This window comes from Peribacillus simplex, from assembly GCF_001542915.1.
GTDB classification, from domain to species: Bacteria; Bacillota; Bacilli; order Bacillales; family DSM-1321; genus Peribacillus; species Peribacillus simplex_B.
Genome location: NZ_LNNH01000017.1, coordinates 94,355 through 111,624, shown reverse-complemented (window position 1 = coordinate 111,624; position 17,270 = coordinate 94,355). Strand labels below are relative to the sequence as shown.

Sequence of the window (17,270 nt, the reverse complement as noted above, 5' to 3'; positions counted from 1 at the left end):
ACCAAGCTAGTGCTTGGTCCTTTTGTGAATGATTTATTTTAAGCGATCGGCCCGCCAAGATCTTCAATTTCATTTGGAACGCTGCCGAACTTCTTGAAGTTTGCACGGAATTGAGCGGCAAGGTCCGTTGCGGATTGCTTGTAAGCTTCAGGATCTGCCCAAGTCTTGATTGGCTGAAGCACTTCGTCCGGAACGCCAGGAACATGAAGCGGGATATTCAAACCAAAGATTTCATCCTTGACCGTTTCAATGTTAGCCAGTTCCCCTTCAAGTGCCGCCTGAACCATGGCACGCGTGTAAGCAAGTTTCATGCGGCTTCCAGTTCCGTATGCTCCGCCTGTCCATCCTGTATTGACAAGGTATACTTTTGCATTGTGCTCGTCAATTTTATCACCAAGCATTTCAGCATAGCGTGTAGCAGGTAGCGGCAAGAATGGTGAACCGAAGCAAGTGGAGAATGTCGCCTCCGGTGAAGTTACCCCTCTTTCCGTTCCAGCTAACTTGCTTGTGTATCCGCTTAGGAAATGGAACATCGCTTGTTCCTTGGACAGCTTGCTGATTGGAGGCAATACGCCTGAAGCATCAGCCGTCAGGAAAATGATCGTATTCGGGTGTCCGGCGATACTTGGGCTCACGATATTATCGATTGCTTGCATTTGGTATGCGGCACGGGTGTTTTCCGTCAATGAACTGTCATCATAATCCGCTTCACGTGTATCCGGATCAACAACAACATTTTCCAAGACGGCTCCAAAACGGATGGCATCGAAGATTTGTGGTTCTTTTTCACGTGAAAGGTTGATCGTTTTCGCATAGCAGCCACCTTCGATGTTGAAAACACCGTTAGAAGCCCAGCCGTGTTCATCATCACCGATCAGCTTGCGATTCGTGTCTGCAGATAAAGTCGTCTTGCCGGTTCCGGACAGTCCGAAGAATAAAGCGACGTCCCCTTCACGTCCTACATTCGCAGAGCAGTGCATTGGAAGGATTCCAGCCTCTGGAAGAAGGTAGTTCATGATCGAGAAGATCGATTTTTTCATTTCACCTGCATATTCCGTTCCGCCGATCAAGATGGTGCGGCGTTCAAAAGAAACGATGATGAACGTTTCGGATTGCGTTCCGTCCACCGCTGGATCTGCTTTGAAGTTAGGTGCCGAAAGGATCGTGAATTCTGCTTCATGGCCTCTTAGCTCCTCTTCGTTTGGACGGATGAATAAAGTATGCGCGAAAAGATTATGCCAAGCATATTCATTAACGACACGAATTGGAAGGCGGGATGATTCTTCTGCGCCAGCGAAGCCCTTGAAAACGAAAATCTCTTCTTTTGCTTTTAAGTAGTCAATTACTTTATTATATAGTTTATTAAACACATCTTCCGAAATTGGCTGGTTCACTGGACCCCAATCGACTTTATCTTTTACGGATGCTTCCTCGACGATATATTTATCTTTAGGTGAACGGCCAGTATATTTGCCTGTTTCTGCTTTTACTGCTCCAGTTGAAGTTAAAACCCCTTCATTCCTGCTTAATACCTTTTCGACCAATTTAGGAACTGAAAGCTGAGTTTGCACGTTGTTTCCTGTTAATAACTGGTGTAACTCATTAGAAACGTCTACAGAATTCATATATGAGGTACCTTCCTTTGTTTAAGTTTTATATTACAATTAGTATAACACATTTATTTAAATAGTCTATACTATATCATCTGAATTGTGATAATTTTCATCTGGTTAGATTCATCATTTTAAATGGGCAGGAACCATGCCGGGATTCCTGCATATGCTTTAATGAAAGTCGATTTCCCCTTTATTATAGGAAGTACTAATCAATCTCATGCGCCTGAAAGTCCTTTGATGGCGGGGGAGCGAACTTTGTTGTGCCCGATTTGGCCGTTGACCGGAAATGTTCTTGATAGAAAATCATTGACAAATTCCGACCCAATACGATATTATCTTAAATTGTACGGATTCTCTTATCCCGAGTTGGTGGAGGGACAGGCCCTTTGAAACCCAGCAACCTGCCATATTGAACTTGACCAAAAGAGCAATCGCCGAAAATAAAGCGGTGTTCTTCAAGGAAAAGTGGTGATGGTGCTAACCTGAGCAAGGTAAAAAACCCTTGAACGATAAGAGTGAAAGGATAGAAGACAGAATGTTAAACCTTTCCTCATTTTCCAGGGAAGGTTTTTGTGTTTTTTAATTAATTCTGTGTCTATAGTTGAAGCTAATAAGGGAAACGAGTTCCGTAAAAAAATCAGGCTTATGCCTACCACATACTAACTTCCAAGGAGGAAATATGATGTCAAAGAAACGTCTATTTACTTCTGAATCTGTTACAGAGGGCCATCCGGACAAGATTTGTGATCAGATTTCAGATTCCATTTTAGATGCTATCCTTGCTAAGGATGCAAATGCACGTGTTGCGTGTGAAACAAGTGTAACGACAGGTCTTGTGCTTGTTGCTGGTGAAATTACAACATCCGCTTACGTGGATATTCCGCGTATCGTCCGTGATACGATTGCGGGAATTGGCTACACTCGCGCGAAATACGGCTTCGATGCTGAAACGTGTGCTGTATTGAGCTCGATCGATGAGCAGTCTGCCGATATCGCAGCTGGCGTCGATAAAGCTTTGGAAGCACGTGAAGGCAACATGTCAGAGGAAGAAATCGATGCAATCGGTGCAGGGGACCAAGGTCTTATGTTCGGATTCGCTTGCAATGAAACAGAAGAGCTTATGCCGCTTCCGATCTCATTGGCCCATAAGCTTTCATTCCGCTTGGCTCAAGTACGTAAAGATGAAACGCTTGCTTACTTACGCCCGGATGGAAAAACACAAGTAACTGTGGAATATGATGAAAATAACCGTCCTGTACGTGTAGATACGATCGTCATCTCAACACAGCATGATGCAGAAATCACGCTTGAGCAAATTCAAGCCGATTTAAAAGAGCATGTCATCAAAGCGGTGGTTCCTGCTGAATTGATCGATGCTGAAACGAAATACTTCATCAACCCGACTGGCCGTTTCGTAATTGGCGGACCTCAAGGGGATGCAGGTCTTACTGGCCGTAAAATCATCGTTGATACGTACGGCGGATACGCTCGTCACGGCGGCGGTGCATTCTCTGGTAAGGATGCTACGAAAGTTGACCGTTCTGCGGCATACGCTGCACGCTATGTTGCCAAAAACATCGTGGCAGCTGGCCTGGCCGATAAAGCCGAAGTACAATTGGCTTACGCTATAGGTGTGGCAGAGCCTGTATCGATCTCGATTGATACATTCGGAACGGGCACTGTTAGCGAAGACGTCCTGGTTGACCTAGTTCGCGCTAACTTCGACCTTCGCCCAGCAGGCATCATCAAAATGCTTGACCTTCGTCGCCCAATCTATAAGCAGACAGCTGCATACGGACACTTTGGCCGTACCGATGTCGATCTTCCGTGGGAACGCACGGATAAAGCAGAAACTTTAAAAGCACAAGCATGATCCAGATGGAAAAGGTGCGCCGCTAATTGCGGTGCACCTTTTTTTGGTAGGATTAATTTGGTTTGCAGAGGGAATAATTCAATAAACCCACTGAGTGATTTACCAGAGGATATTTGGCGTGTATTAGAGGCATGGACAAGCCCCTAGTTTATTTTATTCGGTCTGCTGTTTTGTAGTATTGTCCTTTTTCGGCATATTCGCGCACGATCCGTTCCATGTCCTGACGATCTTCCGCATTGATTTCGCGGATCACTTTGGCCGGGCGTCCGAATGCCAACATATTCGGCGGGATCACTTTGCCTTGGGGAACGAGACTGCCGGCACCGATAAAAGCTCCTTCACCGATTTCGGCTCCGTCAAGTACGATCGAGCCCATGCCTATCAAGGCTCCTTTACGGATTTTACAGCTATGTAAAATGACCTGATGGCCAATGGTTACTTCATCTTCAATGATCAATGGATTATTGGGGCTTTGGTGGAGGACACTATTATCTTGGATACTGACCTTTTTACCGATGATGGTTGGGGCCACATCACCGCGGATGACGGAATTGAACCAGATTGACGATTCGTCGCCAATTTTCACATCGCCTGTCACGACTGCATTCTCCGCAATATAAGCGCTTTCGGAAATCTGTGGTTCCTTGCCTTTGAACGGATAAATAATCATTTTCAATCATTTCCTTTCCGAAGTGAATGTTTTTATGTATTATTTTAATATACCGTATGCAAATACACTTGGCTATTTATAATACGAATGTACAACCTTGTTAGTTTTCTTTTTTGTCGAAAATCGCGAATATGGTTATAATTTATATATATATTTTAACTATCATGGATCGTATACAACAAGTGAAAAGTGAAAGGGGGATTTCGAATGTGGAAATGGGAGACAGAAGGGGACGCAAAAGGCGTCATTGTCATCATTCATGGGGCAATGGAGCATCACGGACGCTATAAATGGGTTACCCAAATGTGGCTTTCAGCCGGATACCATGTCGTCATGGGCGACCTTCCTGGGCAGGGCATGACCACTCGTGCCTACCGGGGACATATCGATTCCTTTGATGAATATTTAGATGAAGTGAAAAGCTGGATAGAGGAAGCTTATGAATACTCGCTCCCGGTCTTTTTGCTTGGACATAGCATGGGAGGCCTGATTTCAATTCGGCTTCTTCAGGAAGAGGAATGGGATATTGCAGGCGTGATTTTATCTTCACCTTGTTTAGGGCTCGTAACCAAGCCTCCGAAATTCCTCGCAAGCATCTCACATGGCTTGAATTTCGTGATGCCCCAGTTCAGGGTCGATTCGGGACTAACTCCTGAAATGGCAACGAGAAGCTCGGAGGTCCGTGAATGCGATAGGAATGATACTTTATACATCACAAAGGTTTCGGTTCGCTGGTATCGGGAGCTTTCCCAGGCCATGAAGGATGCCTTTGAGGAAATCCCTGATTTTCAGGATGTGCCGCTTTTGGTCATGCAGGGCGGAGATGACCGAATCGTGAATAAGAAGGCGGTTCGTGAGTGGTTTAATTATAACTTGGCCAGTGAGAAGCAATATAAAGAATGGCCAAAGCTTTATCATGAAATCTTCAACGAGCCGGAACGAGATGACGTATTCCAATATGCCCTGAGCTTTGTTGAGAATCGTTTGAAAATATTAGGCTATGTCGTTTGACCCGAATATACCGCTGTGCCGGATATGTAAAAAAGCTGCCGAAATGAGTGATCGGCAGCTTTTTATTTTGTTTAACATCGGACGTAATTCGTCCGACGGCGAGCGTAATCCGTCCAACATCGCATAATTCGTCCTTGATTGAGCGTAATCCGTCCGTCAGGATTACCTCTTTTCAATCGCGATGATGAAGGGAGGATGGTTGGCTTGGTTGATGAAGCCGTATTTCAGGATATGGGCTTTTTGTTGCGAGAAGTTTTTCACATAGTCCATCAGTGCATCGCGTTCCTGCGATCCGCCTGGATGCCCATGGTAGATGACGAGAACGATGATGCCTTCGGGAGCAAGCAATTCGAACAGCTGTTCAATGGCGGCTGTCGTTGTATCGGCTTCGGTGATGATCGATTTATCCCCGCCCGGTAGGTAGCCCAGGTTGAATATGGCACCGGTAATCTTTCCGGCATGTTCTTTCCTGATATAGTTACTGAGGTGTTGATGCCCATCATGGATGAGCGTGCATTGATTGCTTAGACCTTCGTTCTCCAGTTTGACGCTTGTGTTCTGGAGGGCTTCTTTTTGGATATCGAAACTATAGACATGTCCCGTTCCACCTGTAAGTCCGGCAAGAAAGGCCGTATCAAAGCCGTTGCCCATCGTGCCGTCCACGGCGATATCTCCGGGCTGCACCGTTTTTTCAAGCAAAATTCTTGCGTAAGGCAAGATGCGGTCAAGCTTCATCTGTTTGTTCCCCCAATTGATGATTTTTTCCTTGCCAGCTGTTGCGGCGTTTCAATTCGGCGTCGATGGCATTCAGGACATCCCATTTATTGACGCTCCACATCGGACCGATCATCAAATCGATCGGACCGTCACCAGTTATGCGATGAACGATCATTTCAGGAGGGATGATTTCCAGCTGATCGCATACAAGGCTGACATATTCATCGCGATCAAGGAATTCAAGCAAGCCTTTTTCATATTGCTTGACCATCGGTGTCCCTTTCAAAAGGTGAAGTAAATGGATCTTTATCCCCTGCACATCGAGTTTGGCGACTTCCCGGGCCGTTTCCATCATCATCGTGTAATCCTCCTGAGGAAGGCCGTTGATGATATGGGAGCAGACGCGGATGCCATGTTTACGCAGCTTATCGACCCCTTCTTTATAGCAGTCGAAGTCATGGGCGCGGTTGATCATCGTCGCGGTCTTTTCATGAACCGTCTGAAGACCAAGCTCCACCCATAGGTAAGTGCGCTCGTTCAATTCTGCCAAATACTCGACTACATCATCCGGCAGGCAGTCGGGGCGTGTCGCTATCGAGAGCCCGACCACACCTTCCTGGGTCAATACCTGTTCATATTTTTCGCGAAGGACATCGACTGGTGCATGCGTATTCGTGAACGCCTGGAAATAGGCCATATACTTTCCATCTTTCCATTTATGGTGCATCCGTTCGCTGATTTTTTTGAACTGGACGTCGAGCGGCTCGACGCGGCTGCCGGCAAAGTCGCCCGAGCCTGAAGCACTGCAGAAGGTACAGCCTCCATGTGCGACCGTGCCGTCACGGTTCGGGCAGTCAAAGCCGCCGTCCAGGGCAACTTTAAAAACCTTATGTCCAAAATGATTTCTCAAGTGGTAATTCCATGTATGATATCGTTTGTTATCCGTTGCATATTTAAACGGGTTTGCTTGATTCAAATCAGCAACCTCCTTGGTATAAATGAAGCGCACCATATATTATACAACATTCCGGCAGCTAGGTCTTTTTTTGAAAAATAAGCGTATAATGTATACTTGAGGGCTGAATTTATGGCTGCTAATTCGACATAATCAAGTGAAAGACTATATCCAATCGGGAGCTGATGGACATGACCGGTCAAGTTGAAGAAGCGATTAATCATATGAAAAAGCGATTAGCCGAAAATAATCAGGTATTCGAAGCAAAGGAAGATGGGTTTATATACCAAGCCTCTTGTACCTTCAATTCACCTGCTTCGGATGAGGAAATTCATTCCTTTGAAAAGAAAACCGGATTGCATCTGCCCGAAGATTATAAAGAGTTTTTGAAAATAACGAATGGCTGCAAATTATTCGAAACACGGGAATCAGGCGGGGAAAATGATATATACAGCCTTGATGATATCATGAATTACACATATGAACTCCCCTTTGAAGGCTGCTTTAAGGTAGCCTGCATCTATCAAGATAATATCGTCATTGACGGGAGAGCCGTAGCCGAGGGGAATACGGATTATATAATGGTGAAGGGCCATCTCGATGATTTTGAAGAAGGCGAGAAACTTCAAATGGGCTTTGCCGAATGGATCGAGCGCTTCATATCGGATCAAGGTGAGAAGTTTTGGGATAAAGGATGATTTGATAAATAACGCTGATAATCCTCTCGTGTTTTGTTCAAACTAAGCAAGATGATTACAAATCATCCAAATGATACGCGAAGGAGAGGGTTTGAAATGGCAACCAGACAATCCGTCGATCATTTTTTAGAGCAATGTGAAGGAGCTCTCCATTTTGCAGAGTATGAGTTTAACGAGGCTTCACGGCAAGAGCATTATGATGATGAACAATTTCAAAATTCGCAAAGGTATATCGAAGAGGCTTTGACGGATATGGAACGCTTGTATGCCAGTTCGAATGACCAGCAACGGGAAATGCTTTCGCGGATGAAGCAGCAGTTGAACGAATTGAAAAATGAAATGATCGTACTTCGACATTAAGAACAGGGGGCCATGATTTCATGGCTCCCTTTTTGCACGATTTTTTCGGAATTCGCATATATAATGAAAAACCTGTCGATAATGTTTAGGTACGGCTATTGCAATTATCGGTGAAATTGACTAGAATGAAATAAAATCCAATATTCTCATAAAGACTATGATGAGGAACAGTAGCGATTTTATTCCAGCAAAGAGAGTTGACGGGTGGTGCAAGTCAACCTGGGATGATTGTGAACTCGCCTTGGAGTTTCAGGTGTGAAGGTGAAAAGTAATGCCTGACGAACCAATCCACGTTACGGATGTTTAAGCTGGGCGGATTTTAGCTATCGCCAATGTGGGTGGTACCGCGGGAAGATATACATAATCCTCTCGTCCCTATTTTGGGATGAGGGGTTTTTTATTGTTTTTTATACGGAATAAGGAGGAAATCAAATGAGTTTTGACCATAGAAGCATAGAAACGAAATGGCAGCATTACTGGGAGGGCAACAAGACATTCAAGACGGGCGAAGAAAGCGGTAAACGCAAATTCTACGCCCTTGATATGTTCCCATATCCTTCAGGGGCAGGTCTTCATGTAGGACACCCGGAAGGTTACACGGCAAGCGATATTTTAGCCAGGATGAAGCGGGCCCAAGGATATAATGTCCTGCATCCGATCGGCTGGGATGCCTTTGGACTTCCGGCAGAGCAATATGCAATCGATACGGGAAATGACCCAGCTGAATTCACGGAGCACAACATCAACACGTTCCGTCGCCAAATCAAGGCACTTGGTTTTTCTTATGACTGGGATCGTGAAATCAATACGACGGATCCTGACTATTACAAATGGACGCAATGGATTTTCTTGAAGTTATATGAAAAAGGCTTGGCTTATATTGATGAAGTGGCCGTTAACTGGTGTCCAGCACTTGGCACGGTCTTGGCGAACGAAGAAGTCATCGATGGGAAAAGTGAGCGGGGAGGCCATCCGGTCGAGCGCCGTCCGATGAAGCAATGGATGCTTCGCATCACGGCTTATGCAGACCGCTTGATCGACGATTTGAATGATGTGGATTGGCCGGAAAACATCAAGGATATGCAGCGTAACTGGATTGGGCGTTCCGAGGGAGCGGAAGTTACTTTCCATATCGACGGCTTTGATGATACCTTCACGGTGTTCACGACCCGTCCTGATACGTTATTCGGGGCAACTTATGCCGTATTGGCCCCGGAACATCACTTTGTCGATAAAATTACGACAGCTGAACAAAGAGATGCAGTTGAGGCTTATTTGGATGAAGTGAAGCATAAAAGCGATTTGGAAAGAACCGACTTGGCAAAAGATAAATCAGGCGTTTTCACGGGGGCTTATGCGATGAACCCGGTAAACGGCGAAAAAATGCCGATCTGGATTGCCGATTATGTGCTGATCAGCTACGGAACGGGTGCGATCATGGCCGTTCCTGCGCATGATGAACGTGATTATGAATTTGCTGTCAAGTTCGACTTGCCGATCAAGGAAGTCGTCGCTGGCGGGGATGTCACGAGTGAAGCGTATACAGGCGATGGCCTTCATGTGAATTCGGAATTCCTTGATGGGTTGGATAAAGAAGAAGGCATTTCAGCCATGATCAAATGGCTGGAAGAAAAAGAAATCGGTACGAAGAAAATTACCTACCGTCTTCGCGACTGGTTATTCAGCCGTCAGCGTTACTGGGGTGAACCGATCCCGATCATCCATTGGGAAGATGGGACGATGTCTGCACTGAAGGAAGAGGAACTTCCGTTGATTTTACCGAAAACGACAGACATCAAGCCTTCAGGGACAGGGGAATCTCCACTTGCGAACATTGCGGAATGGGTGAACGTAACCGATGAAAACGGACGGAAAGGGCGCCGCGAGACGAACACGATGCCGCAATGGGCAGGCAGCAGCTGGTACTTCCTTCGTTATATCGACCCGGATAACACGGAAGCGTTGGCAGATCCCGAAAAATTGAAAGAGTGGATGCCGGTCGACATTTATATTGGCGGTGCCGAGCATGCGGTGCTTCACTTGCTGTACGCGCGTTTCTGGCATAAATTCTTGTATGATATCGGCGTCGTGCCAACGAAGGAGCCATTCCAAAACCTATTTAACCAAGGAATGATCCTTGGCGAGAATAATGAAAAAATGAGTAAATCAAAAGGAAATGTCGTGAACCCGGATGATATCGTTGAAAGCCATGGTGCCGATACACTTCGCATGTATGAAATGTTCATGGGACCATTGGATGCATCGATTGCCTGGTCGACAAACGGGCTGGATGGTTCGCGCAGGTTCCTCGACCGTATCTGGCGTTTATTGGTCAACGAGGATGGAACATTAACGGATAAGCTGACCGAAACGGATGACACGGGCAAGCTTGAGAAGGTCTATCATCAAACGGTTAAAAAAGTGACCGAGAACTATGAAGAATTGAAATTCAATACGGCAATTTCACAATTGATGGTATTCATCAATGACGCGTATAAAGCGGATTCGCTTCCTAAAGTATATGTCGAGGGCTTCGTCAAACTGCTTGCACCGGTTGCACCGCATATTGCCGAAGAGCTTTGGTCCAAACTGGGTCACTCCGAAAGCATCACATACGGAACATGGCCGGCCTTCGATGAAGCGAAGCTAGTGGATAACGAAGTCGAAATCGTCATCCAAATCAACGGAAAAGTCAAAACGAAACTGATGGTGCCAACTGACACCACGAAAGAAAAACTGGAAGAAATCGCGATGGGCGATGACTCCATCAAAGAACAAATCGACGGGAAAACGATTCGCAAAGTCATTGCCGTGCCTGGCAAATTAGTGAATATCGTCGCTAATTAAAAGCAATCGAAGGAAAACTGCTCCGCGCGAGTTTCGTGCCGGGGCAGTTTTTTTGTGGCCCAAACAGGACTTAAGTCTTGTTTGGAACAGCCCGGTTTTAGATGAAATCATCAGTGGTTGTCCGTAATTTTCCAATTATGTCGCTAACTTGGTACATGGGAATCATTTTTCGGTTCGCCGTTCACATATATCAACATTTCACATGGAAAAGGGAAAAAATTGGTTGATAAAATCTTATAGTGTGATAATTTGGTATAGTACTATATTTTTTTAACCAAATATTGGAGGTAAAAGCGTGAAACTTAACCATGTTAGTAGATTGACAGCGTTTGTACTTATTTTTGCCTTGATTTTCAGTTTGATGATTCCGCAAAATTCACAAGCTGTAACTACATCAATTGAAAATGTCAAAACGATTAAAAATGGGGATACATTGGACGGGAAGTTCAATGAACCGGATGTTCACTGGTACCAAATCAACCCGACAGCAGAAGAAATACAAAAGTTTTCCCATATTGAGTTTGAGGTCGATTCGGATAAAATTTTGAATATATCCGTCTATTCAAGTAAGGAAAAAGCCGAAAAGGATGAGAGCAACTATTGGTTTTCTTCTTATCCGGATGAAAAAGCCGTCATTGATTTCCCATATGCCTGGGAAGGAACGTATTATGTGAAAGTTGAATATTTAGGCGAAACGGATGATGAAGGAAATCCAATCCCGGATGCCAAAAATGAAGCGGGATATTCCATCAATGCCCATTCGGTAACCTTGCCGCCATCCGCTGGGGAAGAGGAGATGGGACTTGAAGAATGTCCGGTCGAAGTGAGTGCGTACGACAAGAAAACGGGTGAATCATTGTTGAAATCACTCCGTGTGTTTAGAGATGAAGTTCTCACGACGTCGTCTGAGGGACGCAGCCTTTCTTCTTTATACTATAAGGCTTCGCCATTCCTTGCCTATCATCTGGCTAGCAATAAAAAAGCGAGGGATGCCGCGTATAAATATTTAGTCGAGATTAAGCCGCTGATTGATGATCTAAATGAAAACGGAGCAAGCAGCACCGCAGTCATTGAAAAAGGCAAACAGCAAGAAGCAATTAAAGAATTGTACACTATGGCTGCGGATGCCGCACCGGCTGGATTGAAAAAGGATATGGAAAGCCTGGCAAAGAAAATCGATCTTGAGGATCTTGCAGGGGTAAAGGTAGTCGATATCGCAAGTAAAGCGGGAATCGAGCTGCCAGCTTCAAAAAATACAAAAAACAAATACATCGTCAAACTTAAACCTGGGAAGTCATTAAGCTCCTTCCAATCCAAGGTAAGCGGAAAAGGATATGGAAAACTGTCGACTCCCGAGAAGCAAGAGCCAATGTATGATGATATGTACGTCGTGGAGTTAAAGAGCCAAGCCAAGATGAGCGCATCAGCTCTATCATCGATCGAAAACCTTTCAGAAGTGGAATATATTGAGCCGGTCAAAACGTATAAAGCTCTTTCAGCCGATATTCAGTCACCGTATCAATGGTCGTTGAATAATCCTGGTGGAGAAGAAGGCATCAAGGGCGCGGACATCGATAACGAAAAACTGCAAGCCTTGATTAAAAAACGTAATTTAAAGGAAACATTGGTGGCGGTCGTCGACACGGGTGTCGATGATTCACTGGCTGATTTGCAAGATCGTGTCCGCATGGACTTAGGCAAGAATTTCATCGATAAAAAAGGCAATGCCATCGATGACAATGGCCATGGAACACATGTATCCGGCATCATCGCTGCCAAAGCGGATAACGGATATTCGATGCAAGGAATCAATCCATTAGCGAAAATCATGCCTGTAAAGGTGCTTGATTCTTCAGGCTATGGAGATAACGAGAAAATTGCACTGGGCATTAAATATGCCGTCGATCACGGTGCCAAGGTAATAAACTTAAGTTTGGGCGGAGAATACAGCAGGACGATCGAATATGCCTTGAAGGAAGCAGCTGCGAAGAATGTAATGGTTATCGTGGCAAGCGGTAATGATGGGGTGGAAGCTCTATCTTATCCGGCATCATCCAAATATGCGATTTCCGTCGGTGCAACCAATGCTCTTGACTTAGTATCCGATTATTCCAATTATGGATTCCAATTGGACATGGTCGCCCCTGGGACAGCCATCCCAAGCCTTGTCCCTAATGGAAACGTTACGTATATGGATGGTACGTCGATGGCAGCTCCGCATGTTGCGGCAGCTACAGCGCTGTTATTATCCGCAAACCCTGGATTGAAGGTGAATGAAGTAAGGCAAATCCTTCATGATACCTCCGAATATGTGAAATTCGAAGAAGAAGATAATGCTTACCCTACTGAGGAATATGAAGATGAAGATGGAGAAATCATCATTCCTCAAGAGGAACTGCCTGTCGGTAAAGATTTAGTATCAGGATACGGAAGATTGAATGCTTTCAGTGCACTAAGTGCTGTGGATTTACAAGCAAAGGTCAACTCTGTATTCGATAATAAAACAACCCTGACTGGAACGGCTAAAAAAGGTTCGGCGATCGAAGTGAAAAGCGGAAGTAAATCACTAGGTAAAGCAACGGCGGCTGCTAACGGAACGTTCACTATCAAGATTCCGGTCCAAAAAGCGGAGCAGATGCTGACTGTGCATATCTCTGATTCTGCCAAACTGGCAACTTCTTCAATCAAAGTATTCGTGAACAAGGGTGCAACCCCTGCTAAGCCAACCGTTAAGCCTGTCAGCGACAAAGACGTGTATGTAACGGGTCAATCGCAAGCCGAGGTGAAAGTCACGGTCAAAAACAGTGCGAAAAAAGTGATCGGCTCAGCAAACACGGACAGCAAAGGAAATTTCAAAGTCAAAATCAGCAAACAAAAGGCCGGCTCCAAACTGTCGGTCACAGCAACTGATCTAGCAAAACGCGAAAGCAAGGCAGCAGCCGTGACGGTTCTCGATAAAACCGCCCCGGATGCACCGAAAGTGAATGAAGTAAGCGACAGCGCCACCAAAGTAACAGGTAAAGCGGAAGTGAGCTCAACCGTTACCGTGAAGTACAACAATAAAAGCATCGGAACGGCAACCGTTGATAAGAAGGGGAACTACTCCGTCAAAATCAGCAAGAAAAAAGCAGGATCCGTGTTATATGTCTCAGCAAAAGACAAAGCGGGCAATACAGGAAAAGCAACAAAGGTAACAGTGAAAGATAAAACCGCACCATCCGCACCGAAAGTGAATGAAGTGAATGACAAAGCAACAAAAGTAACAGGTAAAGCGGAAGCGGGTTCAAAAGTTACCGTAAAGCAAAACAATAAAAACATCGGAACGGCAACCGCTGATAAGAAGGGGAACTACTCCGTCAAAATCAGCAAGCAAAAAGCAGGGTCCGTGTTATATGTCTCAGCAAAAGATAAAGCAGGCAATACAGGAAAAGCAACAAAAGTAACCGTGAAAAAATCCAAATAGCAATGCGCGAAGGCCGTTTAACGAATATGTTAAACGGCCTTTTTGTTGTGGGAAAAAAGGGAGGCTCCGCTCCATCAGCGATGCTATGAGCTTGGAGTGAAATTTCAAATATGGTATTTCCCGTTTTAATATTGGAACTTCATATACTCTCTTTTCCAGTATTATGAATCTTTACTGGATCAAAGGAGATGAGCGAAAGAACAGGGATGAAAAAAACATCAAAAAATTTTTGAAGTGACTACAATGGCCAGCGCCAAGAAAATGCACTTATTTCATATCAGGAGGATATAACATGAAAAAAATAAGAGTAATAGCATTAGGGACCATTTTAGCTTGCTCGATTGGGTTAGGAACACTATCAGTTGAGGCTGGAAATGAGAATAACAAGTATTCATTTACAATTCAGAAGGATCAAAAAAATTCGTACACAGGCACAGAGTATCGTCAAACGACTACAGAACGGAATACATGGAAAGTGAGAATGTATAAATCAACAGAAGGAACTAATACGGTAACGACGTATTGGCTCGAAAAAAGCAACGGCACGAACGTATCTCCTTCAGTTAAAGTTACAGCTGGTAGCGGCGGTTTAAATAGTGGGCGAAATCATTATGTTAAAGGCAATGCAGGTGCGAATGCGGCTAATGTTAGGTTAACGGCTGAGAATAATAATGTGAGTTCTAGCACCTATTCCGTAAACGGATATTGGGATGAAGAGACAGGGAGGATATTACCTGGACAGTATAAAGAAACATACACCACAGAATATAATAAATAAAAAATGATGAATATGGTGATGCTACCTTGGATGATCGTTGATTCAAGGTGGCCTTATAAAGGGAGACTAAATGAATAGTTATTATTATCGATTAACACATAATAAAAAAACAAAGTTCATCGTGTTATGTATAATGGCGATTGTCATGATTGATATCTTTATCTTGATCGGCAATGTTTCAGAATCATGGATCATGCCCCATCTAGCCACTTTTTTAGCGGCAAGTTCATTAGGTCATATGATGCAAATACTACTAATCTGGTTTTTGCCCATTTTTCTATTAATCATGTGCGCCGACAGCTATATTCAAGACTATAAAACAGGCTACCATTATATCGTAGCGACCAAAAAAGGGCGATATGCTTATTATAAAACGATGTTATTGGGAAATATGTCATTTTCCTTTTTAGTGATGGTTGGTTGCTTGCTGTTAAATATGTTCATTGTCTATTTGGTATTCAGGAATGGTGAATTTGACACTGGGTTGACCCCGGATTTATTTCCGGAAAATCCTATATATACACTCGCCAACCAAATGCCTGCTGTCGCCAATGTGGTTTATATCATCATTTTTGGGTTTTACACGAGCTTATGCGCAGGGATGGCGACTGTCCTTAGCTGGTGTTTCCCGGATATGAAGTATACATATCCGTTAAGCTTTGTTATTTGGTTTTCACAAATTTTAGGACTGAATTATTCATTGGCCATGATCATCCAGCCTTTTAACGAAGTGACCTTGGAAGCTTTCGGGTTGATTTTCTTTAGATCGACCATCCTGTTTTTAGCGATCATCACGGCCGGGTTTCTGTATAAGGTGAAAAGTGATGAAATCTAATCAAAAAAAAGTGTATGTATCCCTGCTGCTATGTTTTTTATTTGGATGTTTATGGATGACCTATAATATTCATTATTTAAAAATCAAGCAGCTAGATCCAGCGTATCCATTGATCATTGATGTAAGTGGAAGTGTAGAAGGCTATCTCTCGGTTAAAAATTTATTGATCACATATATGATTCCTTTGTTACTGTTTTATCGTTTTTTTATTGAAGATGAGCATCCGCACAGGATCGTTCGCTTCACATCCAGAATTGATTTGTATCGTAGACGGACGATCCAAGTTTTTATCAGTTCGTTTATCTTTGCGTTCAGCATCTTATTGATTCATTTCGCAGCTGTGTTCCTATTTGATCGATTTCATTTTGTATCTTCGGATTTTTGGAAACTAACACTTCTTAATCTAGCATTATTGACGTGTATCTATTTCTCGATTGGCCTGCTTTATTATTTCATTTTTGATTATTCCAATTCAATCATGGCGATGGCAGCGACCTTTTGTATTTGTTTTTTCTTATATGTAATGAAGAGTCAGCTGAATCTGGCATGGGGCCCTGCCAGTGATGCAAATGTAATCGATCCTTTTTTAAGCAGCGGAATGACCGGATATCAATCGTTGATTTTGTTAGGAAAAGAGGTATCGCTATCTCTCGTGATGGCTTTACTTGGGCTGTTTGCAATAGAGGAAAAAGATTTCCTGGTTGGTGTTTCCGATGACTAAACGTATCTTCTTACTGATGTTGATCATCATCTTGTTGCAAATTTTATTATTTGATTATTTTGATGGCTCTATTGCCGATCTTACGGGCTATATGATCGTTAGCGGAGTTCCGGTCAGTAATAAGTTTGTTGTATTGGGAACATGGTATATGTTCTTTGCTGGCTTGAGCTTTTTATCGCTCGGTTATATGCGGAAGTATATTTCCGGTTATGGCGTGTACCTGATGATCAGGGAAAAAAGCAGGGTGAAGCTTGGATTTAGAAGAATCGGTAATCTAATGATTCTTATATTTGGATTATCTTCCATCCAGTTTCTTTTCTCGATCGTATTCGCTTTTATAACTAATGAGGAGCAGGCTTTTTTTTATGATGATTTTCAATCATTCATCTGGATAGCGAGTCTTTATATGTTGTCCAATTTTGTCTTGATTTTCATCCAAATGGCACTTCAGCTGCATGTTACGGAGGAAGTAGCTTTATTGCTGACAAATGTTTATGTGCTTGTTTCGGTCACTTTGGGCGGAGTTCTTTTATCTGCGCAAAAGCTGACGTGGTTACTCTATTTTTTGGTTCCCAATTTCGGGATGTATGTAAGAAGTGATGTCCTTGAAATGGGCGGAATATCAGCAGTACATGCTTATATTGTACTAACCGTAATGACGCTCATTTTAACTGTTTTAACATATGGACGATTAAAGAAAATCGATTTAATTTAACGAGGTGCACA

Annotated in this window: 14 protein-coding genes, 1 riboswitch and 1 other annotated feature; of the genes, 10 read left to right on the top strand and 4 right to left on the bottom strand. The window is 43.8% G+C overall.

The window, feature by feature from the left end; genetic code table 11:
- Positions 1-38: 38 nt before the first annotated feature.
- Positions 39-1,625 carry a phosphoenolpyruvate carboxykinase (ATP) gene (gene pckA, locus AS888_RS10160; RefSeq protein WP_061142067.1) on the bottom strand — a complete coding sequence of 529 codons (1,587 nt, stop codon included), beginning with the start codon at positions 1,623-1,625 and terminating at the stop codon, positions 39-41.
- 344 nt (positions 1,626-1,969) lie between these two features.
- A riboswitch (SAM riboswitch) is annotated at positions 1,970-2,132 on the top strand.
- Between the two features lie 163 nt (positions 2,133-2,295).
- Here pckA and metK point away from each other — a divergent pair.
- Positions 2,296-3,489 (top strand): methionine adenosyltransferase, encoded by a 1,194-nt coding sequence (gene metK / locus AS888_RS10155; RefSeq protein WP_061142066.1) that lies wholly within the window; start codon positions 2,296-2,298, stop codon positions 3,487-3,489.
- 148 nt (positions 3,490-3,637) lie between these two features.
- On the opposite strand, the gene AS888_RS10150 is transcribed toward metK, so the two are convergent.
- Complete coding sequence (locus AS888_RS10150) at positions 3,638-4,156, bottom strand: gamma carbonic anhydrase (protein WP_061142100.1); 519 nt, start codon at positions 4,154-4,156, stop codon at positions 3,638-3,640.
- A 210-nt stretch (positions 4,157-4,366) separates the two neighbouring features.
- Between AS888_RS10150 and AS888_RS10145 the strand changes: the two genes are divergently transcribed.
- Positions 4,367-5,170, top strand: coding sequence for an alpha/beta hydrolase (locus tag AS888_RS10145; protein ID WP_061142065.1), 804 nt, complete (start codon positions 4,367-4,369; stop codon positions 5,168-5,170).
- Positions 5,171-5,332: 162 nt separating this feature from the next.
- Here the strand turns inward: AS888_RS10145 and mnmM are convergent, their stop codons facing one another.
- A complete protein-coding gene (gene mnmM / locus AS888_RS10140; protein ID WP_061142064.1) occupies positions 5,333-5,905 on the bottom strand; it encodes a tRNA 5-(aminomethyl)-2-thiouridylate-methyltransferase MnmM in 573 nt (190 codons plus the stop codon).
- Positions 5,895-6,863: a tRNA modification radical SAM protein MnmL/YtqA gene (mnmL, locus tag AS888_RS10135; RefSeq protein WP_061142063.1), complete on the bottom strand. Its 969-nt coding sequence runs from the start codon at positions 6,861-6,863 to the stop codon at positions 5,895-5,897. The genes mnmM and mnmL overlap by 11 nt, the downstream gene beginning before the upstream one ends.
- A gap of 170 nt (positions 6,864-7,033) precedes the next feature.
- Between mnmL and AS888_RS10130 the strand changes: the two genes are divergently transcribed.
- The 8 genes from AS888_RS10130 to AS888_RS10095 all read left to right on the top strand — a co-directional run bounded on the left by AS888_RS10130 (position 7,034) and on the right by AS888_RS10095 (position 17,259).
- Positions 7,034-7,540 (top strand): SMI1/KNR4 family protein, encoded by a 507-nt coding sequence (locus AS888_RS10130; protein ID WP_061142062.1) that lies wholly within the window; start codon positions 7,034-7,036, stop codon positions 7,538-7,540.
- Positions 7,541-7,636: 96 nt separating this feature from the next.
- Positions 7,637-7,900, top strand: coding sequence for a DUF2524 family protein (locus AS888_RS10125; protein WP_061142061.1), 264 nt, complete (start codon positions 7,637-7,639; stop codon positions 7,898-7,900).
- Positions 7,901-8,048: 148 nt separating this feature from the next.
- Positions 8,049-8,280 (top strand) — a binding site (T-box leader).
- A gap of 52 nt (positions 8,281-8,332) precedes the next feature.
- Positions 8,333-10,747 carry a leucine--tRNA ligase gene (gene leuS, locus AS888_RS10120; RefSeq protein ID WP_061142060.1) on the top strand — a complete coding sequence of 805 codons (2,415 nt, stop codon included), beginning with the start codon at positions 8,333-8,335 and terminating at the stop codon, positions 10,745-10,747.
- A 295-nt stretch (positions 10,748-11,042) separates the two neighbouring features.
- Entirely contained in the window at positions 11,043-14,210 is a 3,168-nt protein-coding gene (locus AS888_RS10115; RefSeq protein ID WP_061142059.1) for an Ig-like domain-containing protein, read from the top strand.
- A gap of 292 nt (positions 14,211-14,502) precedes the next feature.
- Complete coding sequence (locus AS888_RS10110; RefSeq protein ID WP_061142058.1) at positions 14,503-14,988, top strand: DUF2712 domain-containing protein; 486 nt, start codon at positions 14,503-14,505, stop codon at positions 14,986-14,988.
- Between the two features lie 70 nt (positions 14,989-15,058).
- Positions 15,059-15,823, top strand: a complete 765-nt coding sequence (locus AS888_RS10105) for a DUF2705 family protein (RefSeq protein WP_061142057.1) — start codon at positions 15,059-15,061, stop codon at positions 15,821-15,823.
- Complete coding sequence (locus AS888_RS10100) at positions 15,813-16,544, top strand: WxPxxD family membrane protein (RefSeq protein ID WP_061142056.1); 732 nt, start codon at positions 15,813-15,815, stop codon at positions 16,542-16,544. The genes AS888_RS10105 and AS888_RS10100 overlap by 11 nt, the downstream gene beginning before the upstream one ends.
- On the top strand, positions 16,537-17,259 hold the full coding sequence (locus AS888_RS10095; protein WP_061142055.1) for a DUF2705 family protein: 723 nt from the start codon (positions 16,537-16,539) through the stop codon (positions 17,257-17,259). The genes AS888_RS10100 and AS888_RS10095 overlap by 8 nt, the downstream gene beginning before the upstream one ends.
- The last annotated feature ends 11 nt before the right edge of the window (positions 17,260-17,270 follow it).

Bases quoted from the DNA above. Each gene is read 5' to 3' on its own strand.
- AS888_RS10130 (WP_061142062.1), top strand. From the start codon at position 7,034: ATGACCGGTCAAGTTGAAGAAGCGATTAATCATATGAAAAAGCGATTA.
- AS888_RS10125 (WP_061142061.1), top strand. From the start codon at position 7,637: ATGGCAACCAGACAATCCGTCGATCATTTTTTAGAGCAATGTGAAGGA.
- AS888_RS10110 (WP_061142058.1), top strand. From the start codon at position 14,503: ATGAAAAAAATAAGAGTAATAGCATTAGGGACCATTTTAGCTTGCTCG.
- mnmM (WP_061142064.1), bottom strand. From the start codon at position 5,905: ATGAAGCTTGACCGCATCTTGCCTTACGCAAGAATTTTGCTTGAAAAA.
- AS888_RS10105 (WP_061142057.1), top strand. From the start codon at position 15,059: ATGAATAGTTATTATTATCGATTAACACATAATAAAAAAACAAAGTTC.
- AS888_RS10095 (WP_061142055.1), top strand. From the start codon at position 16,537: ATGACTAAACGTATCTTCTTACTGATGTTGATCATCATCTTGTTGCAA.
- AS888_RS10145 (WP_061142065.1), top strand. From the start codon at position 4,367: ATGTGGAAATGGGAGACAGAAGGGGACGCAAAAGGCGTCATTGTCATC.
- metK (WP_061142066.1), top strand. From the start codon at position 2,296: ATGATGTCAAAGAAACGTCTATTTACTTCTGAATCTGTTACAGAGGGC.
- pckA (WP_061142067.1), bottom strand. From the start codon at position 1,625: ATGAATTCTGTAGACGTTTCTAATGAGTTACACCAGTTATTAACAGGA.
- AS888_RS10100 (WP_061142056.1), top strand. From the start codon at position 15,813: ATGAAATCTAATCAAAAAAAAGTGTATGTATCCCTGCTGCTATGTTTT.
- leuS (WP_061142060.1), top strand. From the start codon at position 8,333: ATGAGTTTTGACCATAGAAGCATAGAAACGAAATGGCAGCATTACTGG.